This window comes from Autumnicola edwardsiae (genome assembly GCF_031846505.1).
Classification (GTDB): domain Bacteria; phylum Bacteroidota; class Bacteroidia; order Flavobacteriales; family Flavobacteriaceae; genus Autumnicola; species Autumnicola edwardsiae.
This window is the reverse complement of sequence record NZ_JAVRHP010000029.1, coordinates 1-23,587: the sequence shown is the minus strand read 5'-3', so window position 1 is coordinate 23,587 and position 23,587 is coordinate 1. Positions and strand designations below refer to the sequence as shown.

Below are 23,587 nucleotides of genomic sequence, written 5' to 3'. Positions count from 1 at the left end.
AAGAATGAAGAAAATAAAAATTTTTAATTTTAAGTTTTGAATTTTTAATTAACCTGCCGTCCGGGATTATTTGTTTAGTCTGACAAATCATATTCTTGGATTCCTGACGAAAAATGTAAGTTTCTTCTGCGCTTATCTGCGTAATCCGCGGGAAAAAAGGGGAAAGTGGAGAGGTGTATAAGATGTAGAATTTAGAGTTTAGAATTCAGAATTTAGAATTTAAAATAATTGTCCACAGTCTATCGTCCAGTGTCTAAAGACTAAGAAATGAAATTTCAGCAAAAACATACATTAAAACAAATTGCTACAATTCTCTCCTGTAGATATGTGGGAGATGAAAATTTTCCGGTAGAGGGAATGAATGAAATTCATGTAGTAACACCGGGTGACATTGTTTTTGTAGATCATCCCAAATATTACGAGAAGGCATTAAATTCTGCAGCAACTATTGTACTTATTAACAAAGAAGTGGACTGCCCTGAAGGAAAAGCATTGCTGATTTCAGATGATCCTTTCAGGGATTTTAATAAACTCACCGATTATTTCAGGCCTTTTCAGAAGTCTGAAAAAAATATTTCTCCTTCAGCTAAAATCGGGGAGAATACCATTATTCAGCCGAATGTTTTTATAGGAAATAATGTTGTAGTTGGCGATAATTGCCTTATTCATAGCAATGTTAGTATTTACGATAATGCAGTAATCGGGAATAATGTAACTATACATTCCGGAACTGTATTGGGAGGCGATGCATTCTATTATAAAAACCGTCCTGAAGGCTTCGATAAGTTAAAATCGGGCGGAAGGGTAGTTATAAAAAACAATGTGGACATTGGTGCAAATTGCACGATAGACAAAGGAGTAACCGGAGATACCACGATTGGCGAGGGCACAAAACTGGATAACCTTATCCAGATTGGCCACGATACTGTGATCGGGCAAAGATGCCTTATCGCATCACAGGTGGGGATTGCCGGGGCAGTAATAATTGAAGATGAAGTTACTGTTTGGGGCCAGGTGGGAATGCGCAGTGGCATTGTAGTAAAAAAAGGAGGAGTTTTAATGGGAAAGGCCGGTATCACCAAATCTACACAAGAAGGAAAAACCTATACCGGAAATCCTGCTATGGAAGCCAGGGCAAAATTAAAAGAGTTGGCACTTTTACGACAATTACCTAACTTGATCGCCAAATTAAAATAGCGGATATGAGCATACAGGAAAAAGAAATAATCGAAAAATTCTACGAATGTTTTTATACAGATCCTGATGTAGCAAAAAAGTACCTCCATCCTGAGGTCGAACTATCCTGGAATAGCAGTACAGGCCTGCGATTAATGAATTTTGAAGATATTGCTGCGTTTGCTGCAGAAATGGCCAGTTCTTATGAATTTTTAAGAATAGAAATTAAAAATGTTCTTCAGGAAGGCCACCAGGTCGTTATCGATTTCACTTACCATGGAAATACTATCGAGAACCCCGATGAAGAAATTCCGATCGCGCATTTTATGGCCATATGGGAATTAAGGAACGATAAATTATATAAAGGTCACCAATTTAGTCAGCTGGCAGATTAGCTTTATCTATTTTTTTAGCTTCAGCTGAAATCTTTCCTTTTATTTTTCAGGATTAATTGTAGTAGGATACTGCTGTTCAGCAAGCTTTAGACAGGATGTCGAAAATTGCCATTTTTGGCAGTATCTTTAAGCTGTTTAAATTTTCGGCTCATTTTCAGAACTAATTAAGTAGTACCTGCCGCTCAACTTCTGTCAATAAACTTTCTAAAAGGCTTTAAACTTTATTTTTAAAAACTTACTTTTGTTATCGCAAAAATCAATACATATTTATGAGCGTTTTAGTAAATAAAGATTCAAAGATAATCGTGCAGGGGTTTACCGGAAGTGAAGGTACTTTTCATGCAGAACAAATGATAGAATACGGAACTAATGTTGTTGGTGGTGTAACTCCCGGAAAAGGGGGTAGTAAACACCTTGACAAACCTGTTTTTAATACAGTTTCTGAAGCTGTGGAAAAAGTAGGAGCAGATGTTTCAATCATTTTTGTGCCACCGGCATTCGCTGCAGATGCTATTATGGAAGCTGCAGATGCGGGAATTAAGGTGATTATTACAATTACTGAAGGAATTCCGGTTGCCGATATGGTGAAAGCTTCAGAATATATAAAACATAAAGATTGCCGTTTAATTGGCCCTAACTGTCCCGGAGTAATCACTCCCGGAGAAGCAAAAGTAGGGATCATGCCTGGATTTGTCTTCAAAAAAGGAAAAGTAGGAATCGTTTCAAAATCTGGGACACTTACTTATGAAGCAGCAGATCAGGTTGTAAAACAAGGTCTGGGAATCACTACAGCCATTGGTATTGGCGGAGATCCAATCATTGGAACTACCACAAAAGAAGCTGTGGAGTTATTGATGAACGACGATGAAACAGAATGTATTGTAATGATTGGTGAGATTGGTGGACAATTGGAAGCCGATGCTGCTCAGTGGGTAAAAGCAAACGGAAATAAAAAGCCTGTTATAGGATTTATAGCCGGGGAAACTGCACCTGCAGGAAGAACAATGGGCCACGCCGGAGCTATCGTTGGAGGTAGTGAAGATACTGCACAGGCTAAAAAAGCTATTTTAAAAGAGAACGGAATTCACGTTGTGGATTCCCCTGCTGAAATTGGTAAAAAAGTAGCTGAGGTTTTAAACGGCTAAATATTAATATAAAAAGCTTATCCTTCTGGAATTATCCCAACTGGTAATTTCAGAAGGATTTTTCATTTCTTACCTTTTTGGTTTTGCTATATTTGAGCTACAATACAATCTAAGCAATTAATTTATGAAATTATTAGAAGGAAAAAATGCGATAATTACAGGTGGAAGCCGCGGAATCGGTAGAGGAATAGCTAAAGTTTTTGCAGAACACGGTGCTAATGTTGCTTTTACGTATGCCTCTTCAGCACAAGCTGCCGAAGAGCTGGAAAAAGAATTATCGGGAATGGGAATCAAAGCCAAAGGATATAAATCCAACGCTGCCAGTTTTGAGGAAGCTCAGGAATTAATAAAGAATGTTGCTGAAGATTTTGGTGCCATAGACGTGCTTGTTAACAACGCGGGGATTACCAAAGATAATTTGCTTATGCGAATGAGTGAAGAAGATTTTGACCAGGTAATCGAGGTGAACCTGAAGTCAATTTTTAATATGACGAAAGCTATTCAGCGTACCATGCTTAAGCAAAGAAGCGGCAGTATTATTAATATGAGTTCAGTGGTTGGAGTTAAAGGAAATGCCGGTCAGGCGAATTATGCAGCTTCCAAAGCGGGAATAATAGGTTTCTCCAAATCTATGGCTCTGGAACTTGGTTCAAGAAATATTCGCACTAACGTTATCGCGCCGGGATTCATTGAAACTGAAATGACTGAAAAACTGGACGAGAAAACTGTAGAGGGCTGGAGAGATTCCATTCCGCTAAAAAGAGGTGGTACACCGGAAGATATCGCCAATGCCTGCGTATTTTTAGGAAGCGACCTTAGTACGTACGTGACAGGACAGGTACTGCATGTAAACGGCGGAATGCTAACTTAGGAGGTTAGAAATTAGAGGTGCGAAGTACGAGGTTAGAAATCTAAGATCAAGGAAACTCTTAGCTATATTTTTTCCTTTTTAACCCTACATCAGGTGTTTCAGACTTCATCGGTTTTTCACTTCTAACTTCTAATCTCCTACTTCTAATCCCGTATTCCGTAGTTCTACCTTCTAACTTCGTATCTCATACCTCTTACTTCCAATGGAAATAAGCACTATTTTATTTATAGCCCTGGCTGCGATCTTCGCGCTGGGGTTTGCTTTTTTTCAATATCTCTTTAGGAATAATAAAAGAACCAGAAACAATTATATTTTTTTTTCGCTCCGCTTTTTGTCGGTTTTTATATTGCTGCTCCTGCTTATTAATCCGGAAATTTCCTCAACTACTTACGAACTCGAAAAGGCCAACCTGGTGCTGGCAGTAGACGATTCGGAATCTATTGCACATTTGGAGCAGGCTGATACGGTGCGGGCTATCGTTCAGCAGATCGAGCAAAACGAAGATATTCAGGAGCGGTTTAATGTGCAGCAAGTCGGTTTTGGGCAACAACTCTCTACAGGTGGTAACTTGTCTTTTGAAGCGCCTCAAACCGATATTTCCGCAGCGCTAAATCAGATTAATAAATTATACCGCAGGGAAAATACTGCAATGGTTTTAATTTCAGATGGCAATCAGACTATAGGTCGGGATTATCAATATTTTAAAGCTGGCGATAACTCTTCCATTTTTCCGATGGTTGTTGGGGATACGGCGCGGTATTCAGATTTGCAATTATCGAACTTAAATGTGAATCGCTATGCATTTTTGAACAATCAATTTCCTGTAGAGGCTATTGTTAACTACACCGGCGAAGAAAATGTTTCTACAAATTTTATAATCCGGTCTGGGGAGAATATTATTTATTCTGAAGAAGTTGAATTTAGTGAAGCTCAGAATTCTGCAATTTTCAATACGACATTGGCCGCTTCGCAACTTGGAGTGCTGACTTATGAAGCTGAAATTGTTCCTCTGGAAAATGAAAAGAATAAAGGCAATAATGCTGAAAAATTTGCTGTAGAAGTTATAGATGAAAGAACCAATGTTATAATTCTTTCTGCAATTGCACATCCCGATCTTGGTGCCCTAAAAAAGTCGATCGAATCTAACGAACAACGGCAGGCAATTATTAAATATATTGATTCTGGTAATTTACAATTAGAAGATTATCAATTAATTATAATTTATCAGCCAAATAATAGCTTTAAGTCAATATTTGAAGAAATTCAGCAAAAAAATTTAAACTCTTTTCTGGTGACAGGAACAAAAACTGACTGGAATTTCCTTAATATGGTTCAGGAGCATTTTCAGAAAGATGCATCTTTTCAGGAACTGGACATTTTTCCTTTTATAAATAACAACTTCAATAAATTTCAGTTTAAAGATATTGGTTTTGAAGATTTTCCTCCCTTGCAGGACAACTTTGGCAGTATAGAATTTTTAAATAATTCATTTAATATACTTTTGTTTCAGCAAATAGAAGGAATAGAAACAGAGCAACCTTTACTGGCTGTTTCAGATAAAAATTCTTCAAAACAAGGGGTTTTGTTTGGTGAGAATATCTGGAAATGGCGTTCACAATCCTACCTGGAAAATGGCAATTTTCGGCAATTTGACGACTTTTTAGGAAAAATAATTCAGAATTTATCTTCTAAGACAAGAAATGATCGCTTAACAGTGGATTATGAAACTTTTTACTACGGAAATAACAGCATAGCCATTTCTGCTCAATATTTTGATGAGAATTATGAGTTTGATCCACGAGCAAGAATGGAAATTCAGCTTAAAAATGAGGAAACCGAAGAAATTCTTGAATTTCCGTTATTGCTAAGGAATAACCATTATGAAGTTGACCTGGGGAATATCGAAGCTGGAGAATATTCTTTTAAAATAAAGGCTGAAAATTCAACAATTTCAGAAAACGGAGGCTTCACAGTTATAGATTTTGATGTAGAACAGCAATTTATTTCAGCAGATATTGAAAAGCTGCGTGCTTTGGCCGGAAATAATAATACAGCGCTTTATTTTCCTAATTTTGCAGAAGAATTGATTCAGGATCTTCTGGAGGATAAACGTTTTCTTCCGGTGCAAAAAAGCCGTGAAAAAACAGTACCTTTGATCGATTGGTATTTACTACTGTTTCTGCTGGTTTCACTGCTTGCAGCGGAGTGGTTTTATAGAAAATATACCGGTTTAATTTAAATAAATCTTCGCTATGGAAAAATCGCTTAAAAATCAGGTTGCATTGGTTACAGGAGCAAGTTCTGGCCTTGGGAAAAGTGTTGCTATTTATCTTGCAAGGGCAGGAGCGAAAGTTGCAGTGAATTATCACAGTGATGAAGAAGGAGCCAAAGATACTGTAGAAACTATTAAAAAAGAAGGTGGCGAAGCTTTTGCACACCGGGCAGATGTTGGCGACGAAGCCGAGGTAGAGGGAATGTTTGAGAAAGTCTTTGATACTTATGAGAATTTGGATATCCTGATAAGTAATGCCGGCATCCAGAAAGATGCACCTTTGGACGAAATGACTTTAAAGGATTGGGAGCTTGTTATAAAGACCAATTTGACCGGAGCTTTTCTTTGTTCCAGGGCCGCGGTACGATATTTTTTGAAACGTGGAGTTGTAGAAGGGGTAAGCAAATCTGCCGGAAAAGTAATTTTTATGAGTTCTGTTCATCAGGAAATTCCGTGGGCAGGCCATATCAATTACGCTGCAGCCAAAGGCGGACTTACAGAATTTATGCGAACACTTTCTCAGGAGGTGGCAAATAAACTTATACGTGTGAACAGCGTGGCTCCCGGAGCTATAAAAACTGCTATTAACGAAGATGTATGGAAGGATGAAAAGCAGGTGAAAGAGCTGCTGAAACTTATCCCGTACAATCGATTAGGAGAACCCGAAGATGTTTCTGAAGTTGTGCTTTGGCTGGCTTCAGATAAATCTGAATATGTAAATGGTACCACCATTTTTGTGGATGGCGGTATGTCACTTTATCCCGGTTTTATCGGGAATGGTTAAACACAAAAATTTTTAAATCAAATTAAAAGAATGGAAAGATTACCGAAAATTGCAATTCCCGCATTTATTGTTGCCGTATTTTTAATAATTCTTATAGCAAAGTCTGCGGTCACCGTAGAATCCGGGGAAGCCGGAGTTTTGTATAAAACCTTTGGCGGCGGTGTGGTTACCGATGAGCCTCCTTTAGGTGAAGGTTTTCATGTTGTAGCCCCGTGGAACGAAGTTTTTATCTATGAAGTGCGCCAGCAATCCTTAGATGAAAAAATGCAAGTTTTATCCTCCAATGGCCTGGAGATTAAATTAGATGCTTCAGTTTGGTTTCAGCCGGAATATAGCGCCCTGGGAAAACTTCACCAGGAAAAAGGAGAAGCTTATATTCAGCGTTTATTGCAACCAGCAGTGAGATCTGCAGCTCGTGCAGTAGTTGGGCGTTATAATCCCGAGCAGCTTTATGCAAGCAAGAGAGAAGCAATTCAGAAAGAGATTTATGAAGAAACCAACATTTTACTGGCAGAGCAGTATGTTCAGGTAAACGAGGTTCTTGTAAGGGATGTTTCTTTGCCGTCCACTATTAAAGATGCGATTGAACGCAAATTGAGACAGGAACAAGAGTCTTTGGAATATGAATTCCGTTTAACAAAAGCAGAGCAGGAGGCCGAGCGCCAGCGAATAGACGCTGAAGGTAAAGCCCGTGCAAACAGAATTTTAAGTGAGTCTTTAACAGATAAAGTTTTGCAGGAAAAAGGGATACAGGCAACATTGGAGTTGGCTAAATCTGGCAATGCTAAAACAGTAATTATCGGCTCCGGAGAAAACGGTTTGCCACTTATCCTTGGAGATAATTAAAAAACAATTCATAAAAACCAGAAAAGCTATTTTGCTTTTTGAAAATTATGATTAGATTTGTCACAGTTATGAGAGCAATACAATTACATCATCATCATGTTTACTTCTACGCTTAGGCGAGGTAAGTTTGGTATGCTGTAATTTTCACCATATTTCAAAACCCGTTTGAGCCAATCAGACGGGTTTTTTATTTTAAACAATAGTAATAGTCCTGTATTCAGGATCTTTTAAGAAAAGACACTGACACAAAAAAATAAAGGAAACGCCAGTATAAAAAAGAAACCAATGAGCACAGAAAAACTGAGAATAGCCATACAAAAGTCCGGAAGACTTAATGAAGATTCCTTGAAAATCCTTAAGGATGCAGGGGTTTCCATAGATAATGGGAAAGAGCAACTAAAAGCCTCGGCACGTAATTTTCCTTTGGAGGTCATGTATTTACGAAATGGCGATATTCCGCAGTATTTAAGAGATGGTGTGGTAGATGCGGCTATTATTGGGGAAAATGTACTGGTTGAAAAAGGCAAGGATATTATTCGGGGTGAAAAACTGGGCTTTTCGAAATGTCGTGTTTCACTTGCGGTTCCAAAATCCATGAAATACAAGGGTTTGAAAGATCTAGACGGAAAAAAAATAGCTACTTCTTATCCTAATACCGTGAACCAATTTCTTAAGGAAAAGGGATTAACTGCAGATCTTCATATTATTAATGGTTCTGTGGAAATTGCTCCGAACATAGGACTTGCCGATGGTATTTGTGATATTGTTTCCAGCGGAAGCACACTTTTTAAGAATAACCTGAAAGAAGTGGAAGTAATGCTGAAAAGTGAAGCAGTATTAGCTATTTCTCCAAAAATTTCCGAAGAAAGAAAAGCTATTCTGGAGAAGTTGCAGTTTCGCTTTAAATCTGTTTTAAACGCACGTACTTCTAAGTATATACTTTTAAATGCTCCCAACGAGAACCTGGATAATATTATAAAGCTGTTACCGGGAATGAGGAGCCCAACGGTTCTTCCTTTGGCTGAAGAAGGCTGGAGTTCCATCCATACCGTTATTAATGAAGAACGGTTTTGGGAAGTTATTGATGAGCTAAAGAATAATGGGGCAGAAGGTATTTTAGTTGCGCCTATTGAGAAAATGGTGCTTTAATTTTTTGAAAGAGGAAACCATGAATAAAATATATAATCCTGCGGCTTCAGAAAGGCTGGAACTTTTAAAAAGGCCCACCAGTACTGTTAATGATATTGAAGAAACGGTCAATAAAGTCTTTGCAGAAGTTATTCAGGATGGCGATGCGGCTATAGAGAAATACACGGAGATTTTTGATGGTTTTAAGCCTGAAAACATTCGTATTTCTTCTATGGAAATTGATGATGCCCGTAACAGGGTTTCACAGGAACTGAAGGATGCTATTCATCTGGCATATGCCAATATTGAAAAATTTCATGCTGCTCAAAAAACAGAAAAAGTTACTGTAGAAACTGCTGAAGGTGTGCAGTGCTGGCAGGAGAAGCGTCCAATTCAGAAAGTTGGTTTGTACATTCCCGGTGGAACGGCTCCATTATTTTCTACAATCCTGATGCTTGCGATTCCGGCAACAATTGCGGGTTGTAAAGAAATCGTGCTTTGTACCCCGCCAAACAAAGAGGGCAGCGTACACCCCGCAATTTTATATACTGCGCACTTGTGCGGAGTAACAAAAATATTTAAGGTTGGCGGAATACAGGCAATTGCAGGAATGACATTCGGAACACAGACGATTCCGAAGGTTTATAAAATTTTTGGACCTGGAAATCAGTTTGTTACCGTGGCAAAACAGTTGGCTACAAAACATAATGTTGCCATCGATATGCCCGCGGGGCCTTCAGAACTGTTAGTAATGGCAGATGAATCTGCTAATGCTGCTTTTGTAGCTTCAGATTTATTGAGCCAGGCAGAACATGGAGCTGATAGTCAGGTGATCCTGATTTCTACTTCAGAAAAGTTTATGGATGAAGTGGAAAAAGAAATAGAATCTCAGATCAAACTTCTGCCAAGAAAGGAAATAGCAGAAAAAGCTATAGAAAACTCGAAGCTGATATTTGTTGAAGATAAAGAAACGGCACTGGAAATTATAAACGAATACGGGCCCGAACATTTTATTGTCTGCACCACGAGCAACAATTTCTATGTCGATAATGTGGAAAATGCAGGCTCCGTTTTTATTGGAAATTATACTCCCGAGAGTGCGGGAGATTATGCTTCTGGGACCAACCATACTTTGCCAACAAATGGTTATGCAAAACAGTATAGCGGGGTGAACCTGGATGGTTTTATGAAGAGTATGACTTTTCAGAAGATTTCTGAAGAAGGAATTAAAAATATTGGACCTGCAATAGAGTTAATGGCAGAAGCGGAAGGCCTGCAGGCGCATAAAAACGCGGTGAGTTTAAGATTGAAGGAGCTGGGTTAAATGTACTGATTTGAAAATTTGAAGATGTGTCGATTTGAAGATGAGGCTTATGCTGAACTTCTTTCAGCATCGATTGGAATTAGATAAAAAGTTTTTCCCGGAAGGCGGAATAATTAAACTGAAGAATAATTAATGCAAGCAGAAAATTTCAATATAAATAATTTGGTACGCCCCAATGTAGCAGGTTTAAAACCGTATTCTTCTGCGAGGGACGAATATCAGAGCACAGGCTCAGAAATGGTGTTTCTGGATGCCAATGAAAATCCGTTTCAAACAGATGTAAACCGGTATCCCGATCCGCAGCAGCGCAGTTTAAGGTCCGAATTAAGTAAAATAAAAGGTGTAGACACTTCAACTATACTTTTGGGTAATGGCAGTGATGAAGTACTGGATTTACTGTTCAGGGCTTTCTGTGAACCCGGAAAAGATAATGTGATAACATTACCCCCTACTTACGGTATGTATAAGGTTTTGGCAAATATCAACAATATCGAAAACAGGGAAATTCTGCTGACTCCCGATTTTGAACCTGATGTCGCCAAAATTCTGAAAGCAACAGATGAGCAGACAAAAATCATCTTTCTCTGTTCGCCAAATAACCCGACCGGAAATTCTTTTTCAGAAGAAAATATCTCCCAAATCCTTCAGGATTTTAACGGGCTTGTGGTAATTGATGAGGCTTATATTGACTTTTCAGCGAAGAAAAGTTGGCTGCTTCAGTTGGAAAAATATCCGAATTTGGTGATTACCCAAACCTTATCCAAAGCTTATGGAATGGCAGGAATAAGACTTGGAATTTGTTATACTTCAGAAGAAATTATTCAGATTTTAAACAAGATCAAGCCGCCCTATAATGTAAACGAACTTACGCAACAAAGAGCGCTGGCTAGAGTGATAGATCAGGAGAAAGTAAATTCAGAAGTATCTGATATTCTGAATGAAAGGAAGCGTTTATTTAAAGAATTGGATGAAATAAAATTTATTGAAAAAACTTACTCTTCTGATGCTAATTTTATTCTTCTAAAAGTAGATGATGCAACCCGACGCTATGATGAATTAATTTCTGAAGGAATAGTGATCAGGAACAGAACAACGCAGCCACTTTGTGAAAATACACTGAGATTTACGGTAGGCACAAAAGAAGAAAACGAAAAATTAATCAAGGCTTTGAAGAGCCTTAAGCAATAATAAAATGAAAAAGGTTTTATTTATAGATCGTGACGGTACTTTAATTCACGAACCTGAAGATTATCAGATCGACAGTCTGGACAAGTTGGAATTTTACCCTGAAGCGCTTTATTATCTTACCAAAATAGCTAAGGAACTGGATTATGAAATGGTGATGGTGACCAATCAGGATGGATTAGGAACCGATTCTTTTCCTGAAAGCGATTTCTGGCCAATTCAGAATTTTATTACTAAAACTTTAGCCAACGAGGGAATTAAATTTATGGATGCTCTTATCGATCGTACTTTTGCTAAAGACAACGCCCATACCCGAAAACCAAATACCGGTCTGCTGGAGGAAAAATACTTGAATAACCCGGAATATGATCTCAAAAACTCCTACATGATTGGCGACAGATTAACCGATATGGAATTTGCCCACAATTTTGAAGGTAAAGGTATATTTATTAATACGCATGAAGAGTTGGGTGCAGAGGAACTAAAAAACGAAAAGAAGATCCTGGATAAATGTATTGCGCTTAAGACAGATAGCTGGAAAGAAATCTACGAATTTCTAAAGCTAAATGACCGTACGGCAGAGATTAGCCGTAAAACAAATGAGACCAATATTTTTATAAAATTTAACCTGGACGGCACCGGAAAATCACAAATATCGACCGGAATAGCTTTTTTTGACCATATGCTGGATCAAATCGCACGGCATGGACAAATGGACCTTGTGGTAAAAGTTGAAGGGGATCTTCAAGTGGATGAGCATCACACTATTGAAGATACCGCAATAGCATTGGGAGAAGTCTATAGTAAAGCATTGGGAAATAAACTAGGAATAGAACGTTATGGCTTCTGTTTACCAATGGATGACTGCCTGGCACAGGTGGCGATTGACTTTGGCGGAAGGAACTGGCTGGTATGGGAAGCGGAATTTAATCGTGAAATGGTAGGTAAAATGCCTACAGAAATGTTTTATCACTTTTTCAAATCTTTTACTGACGGAGCAAAAGCAAACCTGAATGTAAAAGCTGAAGGTACCAACGAGCATCATAAAATAGAAGCGATATTTAAAGCTTTTGCCAAAGCCATCAAAATGGCGGTAAAGCGTGATGCAGAGAAAATGATTTTACCTTCAACAAAAGGAATGTTATAACCAAGGTTCTAAATCGGCCATTTTCAGTAATTTTTATATTATGAGTGATAACAAATTAAAAAATGAACTTGAAGCACCCCCTTCGGGGGCTGGGGGGATAACTATTATAGATTACGGCGCGGGAAATATCCAGAGCATCAAGTTTGCTGTACAAAGACTTGGTTTTGAAGCGGTTCTTACCAGTGACGCAGAAGAAATACGTGCTGCCGATAAAGTGATTTTCCCAGGTGTGGGGGAAGCCAGCAGTGCCATGAAGATGCTGAAATCTACAGGATTGGAAAAAGTAATTCCGACTCTAAAACAGCCAGTTCTGGGAATTTGCCTGGGAATGCAGCTTATGTGCGATTATTGTGAAGAAGGGGATACCACCGGACTCGGAATTTTTGATGCACAGGTAGTTAAATTCGACAACAAACTAAAGGTGCCGCAAATAGGATGGAATCATATTTTTGATCTTAAGTCAGAACTTTTTGAAGGAATAAACGAAAAAGAATATGTGTACCTCGTACATAGCTTTTACATTCCCGAATGTGAGGAAACTATAGCTTCTACTGAATACGGAGTGGAATACACTTCTGCCATTAAGAAAAACAACTTTTACGGAGTCCAGTTTCACCCTGAAAAAAGCAGTAATGCCGGGGAGAAAATCTTGAAGAATTTTCTGAAGTTGAATTAAAGAATGAGATTAGAAGTACGAAGTTAGAGGTACGATATACTAGAGTTAATAAAAGTAAGTGTTGTGCAAAATTTGAAGGATAGAACGAAGTTATTTGCTGTGAACTGTTGGAAGATCTGCTCTAAAATTCCACATTCACGAGAATATAATGCTTACGTGAACCAGTTAATCCGCTCATCCAGTTCTGTGGGTGCAAATTATCGGGCCTCACAAAGAGCTAAATCTACAGCTGATTTTATAAATAAATTAAAAATAGTTGAGGAAGAAGCTGATGAAAGCATGTATTTTCTGGAGCTCTTAATGGAGGTTCTCAACGACAATAAAGAAGAGCTAAAAACATTACATAAAGAGGCCAATGAAATAGTTTCTATTGTGGTAGCTTCAATAAATAAAGCAAGACAACATAAATAAATAATTCGTACTTCAAACTTCTAAATTCTAACTTTAAAATGAGAATCATTCCCGCCATAGACATCATTGAAGGAAAATGTGTAAGACTCTCTAAAGGAGATTACAGCACCAAGAAAATCTATGATGAGCATCCTCTTGAGGTGGCGAAGAAATTTGAAGCCCATGGTATAGAATATTTACATTTAGTTGATCTGGATGGAGCCAAATCCAAACACATTGTAAATCATAAAGTCCTGGAGGAAATAGCGTCCCAAACAAATTTAAAGGTTGATTTTGGCGGTGGATTAAAATCTGATAAAGATCTGGAGATCGCTTTTGAATGTGGTGCAAATCAGGTGACGGGAGGCAGCATAGCCGTTAAGAATCCTGAAATATTTAAATCCTGGTTGCAAAAATTTGGATCAGAAAAGATAATTCTAGGAGCAGATGCAAATGAGGAAAAGGTGGCAATCAGCGGCTGGCAGGAAGAATCGGAGAAGGAGCTTATTCCGTTTATAAAAGAATATCAGCAGGAGGGAGTGAAGTACATCATTTGTACCGATATTTCCAAAGACGGAATGCTGGAAGGGCCGTCTTTTGAATTGTACCAGAGAATACTGGAGGAAACATCAGGAGAAAATGAAGGTAAACTGAATCTAATTGCATCCGGCGGAATTTCGACGTTTGATGAGCTTCCGCGTTTAGCAGAAATTGGTTGTGAAGGAACAATTATTGGAAAAGCGATTTACGAACAAAGGATTAGCCTGAAGCAGCTGGAAGGGTTTATTCTGAAAAGGCTTTAGAAATTGATAATTTGAAATAAATAAAAGTTATAAATTAATAAAGACAATCTTAAAATGAAAATCTTTGTCATGCTGAACTTGATTCAGCATCTCACACTTCATTGGTAATGAAAATATATTTCGATTATATAATGACTAATCAATATCGTACAACATTTTATGTAGGTGTTTCGCAAGATTTAAAGCGTAGAATTTCGCAGCATGCGGGTGGGACTGGGAGCAAATTTACATCGAAATATAATTTAACAGATTTGATCTACTTTGAGGAGTACAACGACGTAAATCAGTCTATACTCAGAGAAAAACAATTAAAGAACTGGAAGAAAGACTGGAAACTGGATTTAATTAGAGGAAAGAATCCAGAATTACGAACTTTACAATATTAGGATGAGATCCCGGATCGAGTCCGGGATGACAGAACTATTGAACTTTTAATTCTATAAATTTTGCTAACAAAAAGAATAATTCCCTGTTTGGATATCAAAAACGGCCGTACGGTGAAAGGCGTCAATTTTGTGGATTTGCGTGATGCGGGAGATCCTGTGGAACTGGCGGCTATTTATGCTGAGTCTGGCGCAGATGAATTGGTTTTCCTGGATATTTCGGCTACAGAAGAGCGCCGTAAAACATTAGCTAAGCTCGTCCTGCGTGTTGCTGAAAAAGTAAACATTCCGTTTACTGTTGGCGGCGGAATATCTTCAGTAGAAGATGTGGATGTTTTGCTTCAGAATGGGGCCGATAAGGTTTCGGTGAATTCTTCCGCAGTAAAGAATCCGGGGCTTATAAATGAGCTGGCAAGAAAATTTGGGAGTCAGTGTATCACTGTCGCTATAGATGCCAAGCAGGTGCATGGGAAGTGGCTTGTTCATCTTGTTGGAGGAAAGGTTCCGACAGAGCTGGATCTTTTTGAATGGGCAAAGGAAGTTGAGGAACGCGGAGCCGGAGAAATCCTGTTTACATCCATGAATAACGACGGTACAAAAGGCGGCTTTGCGAATATCGCACTGGCAAAATTATCTTCGGAATTAAATATTCCTATAATTGCTTCAGGTGGAGCGGGGAATATGCAGCATTTTACCGATACTTTTAAGGAAGGAAAAGCTGATGCGGCACTTGCTGCAAGTGTTTTTCATTTTAAGGAAATAGAAATTAAGGATTTAAAAGAAGAATTGCGAAAGAACGGAGTTGCCGTGCGACTGTAGATAAAAAAATCAAAGTTTAAGATTTACAAAATTATAAGATGAACATAGACTTTAATAAAAACGGTGACGGACTCGTTCCAGCCATTATTCAGGATGCTTCAACAAAAAATGTGCTGATGCTTGGCTACATGAACGAAGAAGCTTTCCTGAAGACCAGCGAGACCAAAAAAGTAACATTTTTCAGCAGGACCAAAAACAGGCTATGGACAAAAGGCGAGGAAAGTGGCAATTTTCTTCATCTTGTCGCTATTAAAAATGATTGTGATAATGATACGCTGTTAATTAGTGTAAATCCTGAAGGTCCTACCTGCCATAAGGGAACAGATACTTGCTGGGCCGAAGAAAATGAGCCTAATTTTGGGTTTCTTTCTCAATTGGAAGGAATTATAGCGAAACGCAAAAGAATGAGTGAGGTGGAGCCGGAATTACGAGAGGATAAATCCAGTTATGTGGTTTCTCTTTTTGATGAAGGAATCAACAAGATCGCTCAGAAAGTAGGGGAAGAGGCTGTGGAAACAGTTATTGAAGCAAAAGATGATAACGAAGAATTATTCCTGAATGAAAGTGCAGATTTGCTTTTCCATTACCTGATTTTACTGAAGGCAAAAGGATATTCTTTAAAAGATGTGGTAAAAGTGCTTGAAGAAAGGCATTAGAATAGGTTACGGACCACCCCGGCCTTATGGCCTCCCTTCCTTGAAAAGGAAGGGAATTATAGTGGAATAAATAAAGTTTACCTTTAAAAATGGGATATTGATGATTACATCCGGGAATTACTTCATATCGAAGTTGATTTTTCCCTACCCAGCAATAGGGTAATTTGGGTGTTAAACCATTTAATCAACCCAATAACAAAACCTCAGAAGATGAGAATGGATAATGGCCCGGAGTTCATTGCTAAAATAGCTTCAGAGCGGAGCCAGATGCATTGAATAGATTTCCAGTATATCCAGCGAGGAAAACCTATACAGAACGCTTTTATTAAAATTTAATGGGACTTAAAGAAGAGGGGTTTTAAATAAATACATTTTTGAAGACTAGGATCAGGTAAGAGAACAAACTCAAATGTGGATGGATGATTACAATCATCAAAGACCTCATGATGCATTAGGAAAAATGGCACTTATAGAATATGCAAAATTTAACCTGCTATTATAAACCATAAATGAGCGTGCCACTACGAATATTTTTCATAAAAAACTTCTCACTCCTACTGGCATAAGCACATTTTTATAAAAAAGTTCGAAATATTAGGTTTTCACAGGTACATTATAAGTTCTAATTTTTCTATCTGTTGAATTGCAGATTCTTCAATTTTTAATGAGAAATTCCCGTGTTCATAGGAGTTCTAGTATTAATTACAAAGAATTTAAAATATTAAAATACTGAAAACTATGGTGATAAGATAGCACGTAACCTGCACGGCGTGTTACCCTCCTGCTATTCCTGAGTTTTACCTACACACTTTATATAAAGAAATATTAATGTTTAGAATTATTGTAATTCATAAATTATAAAAGTCAAAGCCTAAAAATTACTCAAAAAACCATTTGATTAGCTTTTATTTTATAAATAAAGTAGTAGAACCCGTTGTGCATTTTAAATTATACTGATTTTTAGGGTATTGATATTCCGGTCAAATACTAGAAGGCATATCATAACACACTACCCACTACTGTATAAAAGATTTGAAAATTGCTGCTACGGGCAGGAACCAGTGAACTAGCCCTAATTCTAAACTGAACAGGGATATCTGTCCTGCATCCTATGAACTCAAAAACTTTAATCGCCTGGGATCTGTCATTCGGAACAGGGATATAATTACCCCCATTTTCGGGAGTAAGGTCTCGCGGCCCTAATGGTTGTAACGGTAGAGCATCGTAAAGGCTTATTTCAGGAAAGCGTTTGCCACTATTAAGATATGTCCGGGCTTCAAGAATAAAATTAGCCGGGGCATTTTGTGCATGAATATACACTATAGCGAAATACATTCGCTTCACAAACCAGTTCTGAACCTAAAAGTAGTAGGGGGTCTAAAACAAATCCTATCAGGTTGGCATCAAAGTCACTTTCAAAGCCTACGGTGGTATCATCAAGTCCCGCCTCCCTGACTATTTCATCAAGGGATTGGATAAAGGTCGGCATTCCTGTTACATCCAGGGTGCCTAGTAAAATCTGACTTAAAACTGTGCTAGAAACCAAAAGGAGCAACGGAAGTATAATTAACTTTTTCATAATTAGTTTATTTTATTTCAAACACTATTTCAAAACCGGGAGGTAAGGAAAGAGAGCTCGGGTTTGTAATATTATATTGTATTAGATATCCTGTTCCTTCTCCATCCCCGGTATATCCACTTGTAAAGTCATATACAATAACCTGCTCACTCGTAGATAAATTAATTGGGTTGCTATTTGGGTTGGCATTAAATACTCCGTTTACCTTGGCAGTGTTTACAACTTGAATGCTAATTATCATATCCCCTGGAATAGGCTGATTAATACTTGCAAAAATTCTCGCATTCTGATAGTTATGTGATCTATAAGTGAAATTCAGCCAAAATTCTCCGGTGCTGGGGCTTCCGGTTCCGGTAAAAGGATTTCCTGCCTCCATTCCTATTGTACTGCCGGAAAAACCGGTAGCAGGATCTGGCTCAAGATCTGTGATTGCTATTGGCTGCAAATCAACTACAGCTGTAGAAGACTCCTGGCCTCCTCCCAAAATGAACGAACTTGGGTTTGAAGCATTGATTGTTTCCTGACCCCGGGAACTTATTCCAATCCATAGGAATAAGAAAAGAACGAGGCTTTGTTGTATATGCTGATTTTTCATATGCTGGTATTTGTCGTTTTTATTAGTCTTCAGATAGCAAAAGGGAGCAATTCGCATATCCCTGCTTGGCCAGCAGACAGGTTCATCATTGTTTGTTTTTTTTTATTCCTGTTATGCTCATCTCATACTTATTTACCTAAACTGAAATTCTTTTTGCTGAATTTAATTTTACGTTCTTTCGGGGTGAGCGGTATTAGGATAGTAGCGACACTTCCTCCTTTGACATTTATTTGGGTATTTTGTAAACTTTCATAATCTTCTTCTTTAAACCTTACCAGGTCCAGATTATAATTACCGGGTACAATATTTTTAAAGGCAAACAGGCCATCGTTATCAGACTCGACAAAATAGCTAAACTCCTCATTGGTAAGTTTTATATAACCCTGGAAACCTAAAGTATCTTTTCCCTTTATAAGTTGAACGGTTCCATTAATATTTCCACCCTGTACCAGTTCAAAAGACAAATTTTGAGTTTTATCATTGCTAATATCTATTTCCATTGGAGCTTTTTTACTAACAACTACTCCTTCTGGCAGAGAAGCTTCCTCTATAAATAAATAGTTTTTACCAAGGGGAAGATTATTAAGTTCAAATCTTCCTTTTTTATCGGTAGCAATTTTATGTCCCGCAGCTATAATTTTAATATTTTCAACTGATATTGCCGCATTCTGAGAAAATATCACTCCTTGCAAACTTCCCTGATCCAGTACTCTTTTTAAAGGCACGCCGAAGGTATAGTTATATTTGCCCAGTGCTAAAAGCTCTTTTCTGTTTAATATTCCGGCATTTTGGTAATAATTTGCCCTAAATTCAAATTGATGGTTTTTATTAAGTCTTAGCAGAATATTGGAATTTATAAAATCCCTCCTCAAGTAACTTTCATCGGGGCTAAATCCACTATTATAAGTTGCGTTAATACGTATATTCCGATTAAAGTTGTAGTTAAGTCCCATGTGGTAACGGGTATAGTTTGTACTATTGCTACTATTTCCGTAGCGATTGTTATAGTTATGATTTATACCAGCTCTTAATGTTAATCCCTCTATCATCCTGTAGGATCCATTAAGGTTATGAGAGAAAGAATTTCTATAGGCATTATTCTCTAGCAATAAATTGCTGGTTTTGGCAATACGGCCATTAAAGTTGAAATGAAACGTTTCTCCGGAATATAAATAGCGGTAAAGAATACCATGTTCTTTATAAAAATAAGATTTGGGTTCAAGCTGGTCTTCACGCTCTCGCTTATCTGCTCTTACATTTACATAATGCTTTTTATTGAAGCGATATCCTACAAGAGCATAGAAATTTTCATAGTAAGGTTCAGCCGCATAAAATAAGGGATCTAAACGTCTATTCACTCTAGATACGGTTTGTCCTGCGGCAAAATTCCATTTACTCAGTTTATAGAAAAGACTGTTAGAATATTGCAGGCTGTTTCTCATGGTCCCGAAGTAATTTTCTCCAGACAAACTTAAGGTGCCGCTATAGGTTAAATTTTCAAAATTTTGTACGAGGTTCAGGTAACCGGCAAAATCTGAAGCCTTATTTGTAAAACTTCCTGACAATTCAGCTTCTATGCTGGTGCCTTGGTTTTTATAATCAAGGTTAACCGTAGCGATCTGGCCTTTTTCATTAGGGTTTGCCTCAATTTGGCGGCTGGCTCCCTGCAGAGTACCTTTTGAAGCTGCCAGGGAAGCACCTATAAATAGTGAATCATTTACCCGGTACACACTTTTCACACCATAAAGAGGAGCCGAATTAAAGCTGTAAAGTCTAGGCTTGGAATAATAGGCGGTAAATAGCCAGTCTTTATACTTTTGATCTATCCTAAAGCCCATCCCATACCTGCTGTTAAAACCCAACCTATTGATGAAGTAGGCATGATCGCCAAGATATACGGTAGTCTTATCTTTGTAATTATAGATAATGCTGTATTGATCTGTTACCCCAAATCGCTTAAGGGTCTGCTGTTGTGGAGCCCTAAAGGTAAAGTTAAGATGATGGTTTTTAGCCAGATCAAGATAACCGTCTCCTCTTAATTCTGCCGAAATAGTAGAAAAATGATTGTCTTTATAAGTATGACTGTTATAATTTAAACTCGCTCTCACAGGAAACCTGAAAAACGCATCTTTCTCCTTGATTTTACTGGGAAAAACGGTAGTACTGGAATAGGCCCTATATGATTTGTCTTCTGTAGTGCTTTTTACATTCAAATAAGTGCTTACGTTCATAAGATAATAAACCTTTGCCTCAGTCTTTTTTGAAACCTGTATAGTCATTAAAGAATCTGGAGTAATAATTAAGGATTCTTCATCATTAATATCCCCGTTAGAATCCAAAAGTAATTCCTGGGTTATATTCCCGTTATTCCTAATTCCATACATAGCCTCTATTTCTTCTCCAGCCTTCACACTTTGAGGACTTGAAATATTAAAAACCTCTAGGTCATAATTTTCAGCTATTTCAATGTTTATTTCTTTTTCTTTAATTAGTATACCATTGTCATCTATCACCAATAACTTAAAGGTATTCTCTCCGGGAGATGCGTTCTTCGGAATATATAGGCTTATTAAAGCGAACTTCTTGTTTCCCGACTGAATATTCTCCAGCGTGCTTGAGGAAATAAGGCTCCAGTTCTCGGGCATTCTCGCCTGGATTGATAATGAATCTGCCTGACCTTTCTCTATTTCCACTTCCAGTGAAATAGTTTGTTTTTTTCCAGGTATATATATATATCCTTTGTATTCATTAATTCAATCTCCAGTTCTACCGGTTCAGAATTATTTTTCACAGAAGTAAAGGCGGCAATTGTTTGCTTCTCTACTTGTTTGCTTTCCTGTTTTACAGATGTTAAAGCACTCTCTTCTATTTCTTTTTGAACTTTCTGATTTGATTTTGAAGATGTTTTTTCTTTAATGGAATATTCTTCCTTAGACTGGCTATTATCACTAGCTTCCTCAATGAATTCGTTCTCTAAAATAAAGCTTTCTTCTTCTGTGGTAATAGGATTGGGAATTGCATCAAAACTATCGTTCTTCAACTCTCCCTTACAACTAAAAAAAAGAAACAGGATAATATAACTGATATTTGATGCGATATTTTTCATAGGTTAAGTATTTAAAGATTAAAAAGACTTCGATCTATTTAATACTGAGGCTTAAGTTCGTTCCTACAAATTCTTTTCGGGAGTCTGCAATCAGGATACATTCATAATCTCCTTTTTCCAGTTCGTGTATGTCCAATACAAACTCTTTACACATATTTGGGAAAACCATTGGCCTTTCAGAGTTCTTTTCCAACACTTTTTCACCTTTGGCGTTATAAACTTCAAGAGAAAGTCTTACTCCTTCAACAAACCTGGAGGCATTGAATAGATTTATTTCCAGAAAGTTGTTTTTTTCTATATCGTTAACAAGTTCAATGTTTTCAAAATCAAGTGTGACTTCACTGAATTGATTGACATTCGTAATAAGTCCTACAGCATAGCGGATTTTAGTATTCAGATCTATATTTGCTGTTAATTTTTCTTCTTTTACAGGTTTCTCAACTTCAATAATAAGAGCACTCCAGAAAGACCCTTTTAGAGCAGAATTCTTTGGAATTTGAATCCTATACTTATAAATGTATTTTTCTCTGGGGAGTAACACTTTATCCATAAGGCTCCCTTCAAACCATGTTTTTGAAGACTGGCCATGTGAAGTGTTCTCACTGAACACTCTTGTAGTTCCGCAGGAGAATAGAACATCATTTAGCCTGAAAGTAATTCGTTGTTCCCGATCTGTAGTGTTCATTAGGACGAGTTCCTTGTATGTAATCTCCTGGTCTTCCAGAGTAAGTATGGGTAAGCCCGTTTAATATGACTACGCTGCTAAAGGCATTGCCTATAACTAGTAGAAAGAAGGCTGCGGCTAGAATAAGATTTTTCATGTGTTTTGTCTTAAATGATATATCTACAAAGCTAGAAGCTAAGGTTACTTTACCAGGTTATTTTCGATAGATGGAATGTTAGTATAGTTGAATGGTTGTTTCAGGGACACTACCTGAAAAACAATGCTAACGAACCTTTATTGATCAAAAAAAAGCTCTTTACGTAGGTGTAAAGAGCCTTTGAAAAAATGGGGCAAAAAAGGCATTATAAATCTGTAAGGGTATATACAATGGTAGACTGGTAGCTTCCGGCGTTATATCCTGCGAAGTTTCCATTCTGCTCCAGGCTATAAGTAAGTCTTACACCATAATCCTGGTCTCCGGTATATACACTTTCAATACTATCTACCAGTAAAGCATCAGTTCCAATTGGCACTGTAGCACCTAAGGCTACACCTCCTGGTATCACGGTCCCTGCAGAGTCTGCTGTTCCTCCATCAGTAATGATTACTGGTGCTTCTGGCATAATTCTCAGATCAAGGTTTCCGGGGAAGGTACTACCTGGTTCAAATTGCACATTGATCTTCCTTGTTAGATCATAGCCTTCGGTATTCGCTGCGTTAGCTACGACGCTCGTATAATTCAGATACAAATCTGTATAACTAATGTCTTCAAAAGCATAAAGCCCGGCCTCCGCATTTGTTCCGGAGAGCGTTACATTGGTCATGTCGAACATAATAGCTGCTGCTTCAGTTCCCGTATTGGAATCATAAATATCCAATAAGGCAACTTCAGGAACGTTTACATCTAAAATGTGTGAAGCAATATTCGTATCGTTGTTATCCTGTGCACTTAATTGCTGGAAACCGATTACTGCTGCTAACGCGAAAATTGATTTAAAATTTTTCATAATAAAAAGATTTAAGATTAATAATGAGGTAAAACTACTAGCTAAGGGCGTAGATTTTTCAATTTTTCGTTGAATGCCATGCGAGTGTAGGTGAATAGAAGTTTTAGAGCAATGAAATGATTCTTGTACTAAGAGCTTTATGATTAACTGGTATTGTGACAGGGCTGATTTTATTTTCCCTAATATTTAGAAGGATTAAAGGATAGCTGCTTTTTTTTTATATCTATGAGGAATAAACCTGGACCTCAGGTAAATATAGAAACCATATAAGGTTAATTTAATTCTTTAATGAATCAGGTTGTAACCAAGGAGAGTGCAGATAAAGCTTAGAGTAAAAAACAGGTCTGTTTAGCAGGTTCCGCTTCAACTTATATATTCCGGTACAGGTACAGTATATTTTAATAAAAAAATCCCTCAGATAAGACTGAGGGATTTCTTAATAAATATTTGGAATATTCAAGCTGCCGCTTTCTTATCGAATATATGACTTATCCCAAGGAACTTTAAAGCAGATTTAAATACTTCATTGTCAACACCTATAAAATTAACTTCTAATCCTTTTTCTTGTGCCTTTCGTTTTAGAAAATATAGCATAAAGACTCCAGACATATCAATTTCCTGGATATCAGAAATTTC

At 37.6% G+C, this 23,587-nt stretch carries 25 protein-coding genes and 1 pseudogene; 18 read left to right on the top strand and 8 right to left on the bottom strand.

Features of this window, described 5'->3' with window-relative positions; translation table 11 throughout:
* Window positions 1-267: 267 nt before the first annotated feature.
* The 18 genes and pseudogenes from RM529_RS07485 to RM529_RS07400 form a co-directional block, all read left to right on the top strand.
* On the top strand, window positions 268-1,197 hold the full coding sequence (locus RM529_RS07485; protein WP_311484172.1) for a UDP-3-O-(3-hydroxymyristoyl)glucosamine N-acyltransferase: 930 nt from the start codon (window positions 268-270) through the stop codon (window positions 1,195-1,197).
* Window positions 1,198-1,202: 5 nt separating this feature from the next.
* Window positions 1,203-1,571 carry a nuclear transport factor 2 family protein gene (locus RM529_RS07480; protein ID WP_311484170.1) on the top strand — a complete coding sequence of 123 codons (369 nt, stop codon included), beginning with the start codon at window positions 1,203-1,205 and terminating at the stop codon, window positions 1,569-1,571.
* A gap of 269 nt (window positions 1,572-1,840) precedes the next feature.
* On the top strand, window positions 1,841-2,716 hold the full coding sequence (gene sucD, locus RM529_RS07475; protein ID WP_311484168.1) for a succinate--CoA ligase subunit alpha: 876 nt from the start codon (window positions 1,841-1,843) through the stop codon (window positions 2,714-2,716).
* Window positions 2,717-2,840: 124 nt separating this feature from the next.
* Window positions 2,841-3,587 (top strand): 3-oxoacyl-[acyl-carrier-protein] reductase, encoded by a 747-nt coding sequence (gene fabG, locus RM529_RS07470; protein WP_311484166.1) that lies wholly within the window; start codon window positions 2,841-2,843, stop codon window positions 3,585-3,587.
* 202 nt (window positions 3,588-3,789) lie between these two features.
* A complete protein-coding gene (locus tag RM529_RS07465) occupies window positions 3,790-5,826 on the top strand; it encodes a VWA domain-containing protein (RefSeq protein ID WP_311484165.1) in 2,037 nt (678 codons plus the stop codon).
* 13 nt (window positions 5,827-5,839) lie between these two features.
* Window positions 5,840-6,643, top strand: a complete 804-nt coding sequence (gene fabG, locus RM529_RS07460; protein ID WP_311484163.1) for a 3-oxoacyl-ACP reductase FabG — start codon at window positions 5,840-5,842, stop codon at window positions 6,641-6,643.
* A gap of 30 nt (window positions 6,644-6,673) precedes the next feature.
* On the top strand, window positions 6,674-7,489 hold the full coding sequence (locus tag RM529_RS07455; protein WP_311484162.1) for a prohibitin family protein: 816 nt from the start codon (window positions 6,674-6,676) through the stop codon (window positions 7,487-7,489).
* Between the two features lie 285 nt (window positions 7,490-7,774).
* The gene (gene hisG / locus RM529_RS07450; RefSeq protein ID WP_311484160.1) at window positions 7,775-8,638 is read left to right on the top strand and encodes an ATP phosphoribosyltransferase; all 864 of its coding nucleotides are present in this window, start codon (window positions 7,775-7,777) and stop codon (window positions 8,636-8,638) included.
* Window positions 8,639-8,657: 19 nt separating this feature from the next.
* Window positions 8,658-9,941 (top strand): histidinol dehydrogenase, encoded by a 1,284-nt coding sequence (gene hisD, locus RM529_RS07445; protein WP_311484159.1) that lies wholly within the window; start codon window positions 8,658-8,660, stop codon window positions 9,939-9,941.
* A gap of 132 nt (window positions 9,942-10,073) precedes the next feature.
* On the top strand, window positions 10,074-11,129 hold the full coding sequence (gene hisC, locus RM529_RS07440; protein WP_311484157.1) for a histidinol-phosphate transaminase: 1,056 nt from the start codon (window positions 10,074-10,076) through the stop codon (window positions 11,127-11,129).
* Between the two features lie 4 nt (window positions 11,130-11,133).
* Complete coding sequence (gene hisB / locus RM529_RS07435) at window positions 11,134-12,273, top strand: bifunctional histidinol-phosphatase/imidazoleglycerol-phosphate dehydratase HisB (RefSeq protein ID WP_311484155.1); 1,140 nt, start codon at window positions 11,134-11,136, stop codon at window positions 12,271-12,273.
* Window positions 12,274-12,313: 40 nt separating this feature from the next.
* Window positions 12,314-12,949: an imidazole glycerol phosphate synthase subunit HisH gene (gene hisH, locus RM529_RS07430; RefSeq protein WP_311484153.1), complete on the top strand. Its 636-nt coding sequence runs from the start codon at window positions 12,314-12,316 to the stop codon at window positions 12,947-12,949.
* Window positions 12,950-13,012: 63 nt separating this feature from the next.
* Entirely contained in the window at window positions 13,013-13,360 is a 348-nt protein-coding gene (locus RM529_RS07425; protein WP_311484151.1) for a four helix bundle protein, read from the top strand.
* 38 nt (window positions 13,361-13,398) lie between these two features.
* Window positions 13,399-14,142 carry a 1-(5-phosphoribosyl)-5-[(5-phosphoribosylamino)methylideneamino]imidazole-4-carboxamide isomerase gene (gene hisA, locus RM529_RS07420; RefSeq protein WP_311484148.1) on the top strand — a complete coding sequence of 248 codons (744 nt, stop codon included), beginning with the start codon at window positions 13,399-13,401 and terminating at the stop codon, window positions 14,140-14,142.
* Window positions 14,143-14,249: 107 nt separating this feature from the next.
* Window positions 14,250-14,528, top strand: a complete 279-nt coding sequence (locus RM529_RS07415; protein WP_311484145.1) for a GIY-YIG nuclease family protein — start codon at window positions 14,250-14,252, stop codon at window positions 14,526-14,528.
* A gap of 60 nt (window positions 14,529-14,588) precedes the next feature.
* Window positions 14,589-15,344 (top strand): imidazole glycerol phosphate synthase subunit HisF, encoded by a 756-nt coding sequence (gene hisF, locus RM529_RS07410; RefSeq protein ID WP_311484143.1) that lies wholly within the window; start codon window positions 14,589-14,591, stop codon window positions 15,342-15,344.
* A gap of 38 nt (window positions 15,345-15,382) precedes the next feature.
* A complete protein-coding gene (gene hisIE, locus RM529_RS07405; RefSeq protein WP_311484142.1) occupies window positions 15,383-16,000 on the top strand; it encodes a bifunctional phosphoribosyl-AMP cyclohydrolase/phosphoribosyl-ATP diphosphatase HisIE in 618 nt (205 codons plus the stop codon).
* Window positions 16,001-16,096: 96 nt separating this feature from the next.
* Window positions 16,097-16,502: pseudogene (locus RM529_RS07400) on the top strand (integrase core domain-containing protein); the annotation flags it as partial.
* Window positions 16,503-16,999: 497 nt separating this feature from the next.
* Here the strand turns inward: RM529_RS07400 and RM529_RS07395 are convergent.
* The 8 genes from RM529_RS07395 to RM529_RS07360 all read right to left on the bottom strand — a co-directional run.
* Window positions 17,000-17,335, bottom strand: a complete 336-nt coding sequence (locus RM529_RS07395) for a hypothetical protein (RefSeq protein ID WP_311484141.1) — start codon at window positions 17,333-17,335, stop codon at window positions 17,000-17,002.
* Window positions 17,289-17,579 carry a hypothetical protein gene (locus RM529_RS07390; protein WP_311484140.1) on the bottom strand — a complete coding sequence of 97 codons (291 nt, stop codon included), beginning with the start codon at window positions 17,577-17,579 and terminating at the stop codon, window positions 17,289-17,291. Before RM529_RS07390 ends, RM529_RS07395 begins: the two co-directional genes overlap by 47 nt.
* A 7-nt stretch (window positions 17,580-17,586) precedes the next feature.
* Window positions 17,587-18,174, bottom strand: coding sequence for a hypothetical protein (locus RM529_RS07385; protein ID WP_311484138.1), 588 nt, complete (start codon window positions 18,172-18,174; stop codon window positions 17,587-17,589).
* A gap of 128 nt (window positions 18,175-18,302) precedes the next feature.
* Window positions 18,303-20,867 (bottom strand): SpaA isopeptide-forming pilin-related protein, encoded by a 2,565-nt coding sequence (locus RM529_RS07380; RefSeq protein WP_311484137.1) that lies wholly within the window; start codon window positions 20,865-20,867, stop codon window positions 18,303-18,305.
* Window positions 20,858-21,280: a hypothetical protein gene (locus RM529_RS07375; RefSeq protein ID WP_311484135.1), complete on the bottom strand. Its 423-nt coding sequence runs from the start codon at window positions 21,278-21,280 to the stop codon at window positions 20,858-20,860. The genes RM529_RS07380 and RM529_RS07375 overlap by 10 nt, the downstream gene beginning before the upstream one ends.
* 34 nt (window positions 21,281-21,314) lie before the next feature.
* On the bottom strand, window positions 21,315-21,965 hold the full coding sequence (locus tag RM529_RS07370; protein ID WP_311484134.1) for a hypothetical protein: 651 nt from the start codon (window positions 21,963-21,965) through the stop codon (window positions 21,315-21,317).
* A 341-nt stretch (window positions 21,966-22,306) separates the two neighbouring features.
* On the bottom strand, window positions 22,307-22,951 hold the full coding sequence (locus RM529_RS07365; RefSeq protein WP_311484132.1) for a hypothetical protein: 645 nt from the start codon (window positions 22,949-22,951) through the stop codon (window positions 22,307-22,309).
* A 456-nt stretch (window positions 22,952-23,407) separates the two neighbouring features.
* Window positions 23,408-23,587 (bottom strand): hypothetical protein (locus RM529_RS07360; protein ID WP_311484130.1); only part of this gene is annotated, 180 nt, incomplete at its 5' end.

Excerpts from the sequence above, each read along its gene's own strand:
- RM529_RS07485 (WP_311484172.1), top strand. The coding sequence starts at position 268 with ATGAAATTTCAGCAAAAACATACATTAAAACAAATTGCTACAATTCTC.
- RM529_RS07480 (WP_311484170.1), top strand. The coding sequence starts at position 1,203 with ATGAGCATACAGGAAAAAGAAATAATCGAAAAATTCTACGAATGTTTT.
- sucD (WP_311484168.1), top strand. The coding sequence starts at position 1,841 with ATGAGCGTTTTAGTAAATAAAGATTCAAAGATAATCGTGCAGGGGTTT.
- fabG (WP_311484166.1), top strand. The coding sequence starts at position 2,841 with ATGAAATTATTAGAAGGAAAAAATGCGATAATTACAGGTGGAAGCCGC.
- RM529_RS07465 (WP_311484165.1), top strand. The coding sequence starts at position 3,790 with ATGGAAATAAGCACTATTTTATTTATAGCCCTGGCTGCGATCTTCGCG.
- fabG (WP_311484163.1), top strand. The coding sequence starts at position 5,840 with ATGGAAAAATCGCTTAAAAATCAGGTTGCATTGGTTACAGGAGCAAGT.
- RM529_RS07455 (WP_311484162.1), top strand. The coding sequence starts at position 6,674 with ATGGAAAGATTACCGAAAATTGCAATTCCCGCATTTATTGTTGCCGTA.
- hisG (WP_311484160.1), top strand. The coding sequence starts at position 7,775 with ATGAGCACAGAAAAACTGAGAATAGCCATACAAAAGTCCGGAAGACTT.
- hisD (WP_311484159.1), top strand. The coding sequence starts at position 8,658 with ATGAATAAAATATATAATCCTGCGGCTTCAGAAAGGCTGGAACTTTTA.
- hisC (WP_311484157.1), top strand. The coding sequence starts at position 10,074 with ATGCAAGCAGAAAATTTCAATATAAATAATTTGGTACGCCCCAATGTA.
- hisB (WP_311484155.1), top strand. The coding sequence starts at position 11,134 with ATGAAAAAGGTTTTATTTATAGATCGTGACGGTACTTTAATTCACGAA.
- hisH (WP_311484153.1), top strand. The coding sequence starts at position 12,314 with ATGAGTGATAACAAATTAAAAAATGAACTTGAAGCACCCCCTTCGGGG.
- hisA (WP_311484148.1), top strand. The coding sequence starts at position 13,399 with ATGAGAATCATTCCCGCCATAGACATCATTGAAGGAAAATGTGTAAGA.
- RM529_RS07415 (WP_311484145.1), top strand. The coding sequence starts at position 14,250 with ATGAAAATATATTTCGATTATATAATGACTAATCAATATCGTACAACA.
- hisIE (WP_311484142.1), top strand. The coding sequence starts at position 15,383 with ATGAACATAGACTTTAATAAAAACGGTGACGGACTCGTTCCAGCCATT.
- RM529_RS07395 (WP_311484141.1), bottom strand. The coding sequence starts at position 17,335 with ATGTATTTCGCTATAGTGTATATTCATGCACAAAATGCCCCGGCTAAT.
- RM529_RS07390 (WP_311484140.1), bottom strand. The coding sequence starts at position 17,579 with ATGAAAAAGTTAATTATACTTCCGTTGCTCCTTTTGGTTTCTAGCACA.
- RM529_RS07385 (WP_311484138.1), bottom strand. The coding sequence starts at position 18,174 with ATGAAAAATCAGCATATACAACAAAGCCTCGTTCTTTTCTTATTCCTA.
- RM529_RS07375 (WP_311484135.1), bottom strand. The coding sequence starts at position 21,280 with ATGAAAAATATCGCATCAAATATCAGTTATATTATCCTGTTTCTTTTT.
- RM529_RS07370 (WP_311484134.1), bottom strand. The coding sequence starts at position 21,965 with ATGAACACTACAGATCGGGAACAACGAATTACTTTCAGGCTAAATGAT.
- RM529_RS07365 (WP_311484132.1), bottom strand. The coding sequence starts at position 22,951 with ATGAAAAATTTTAAATCAATTTTCGCGTTAGCAGCAGTAATCGGTTTC.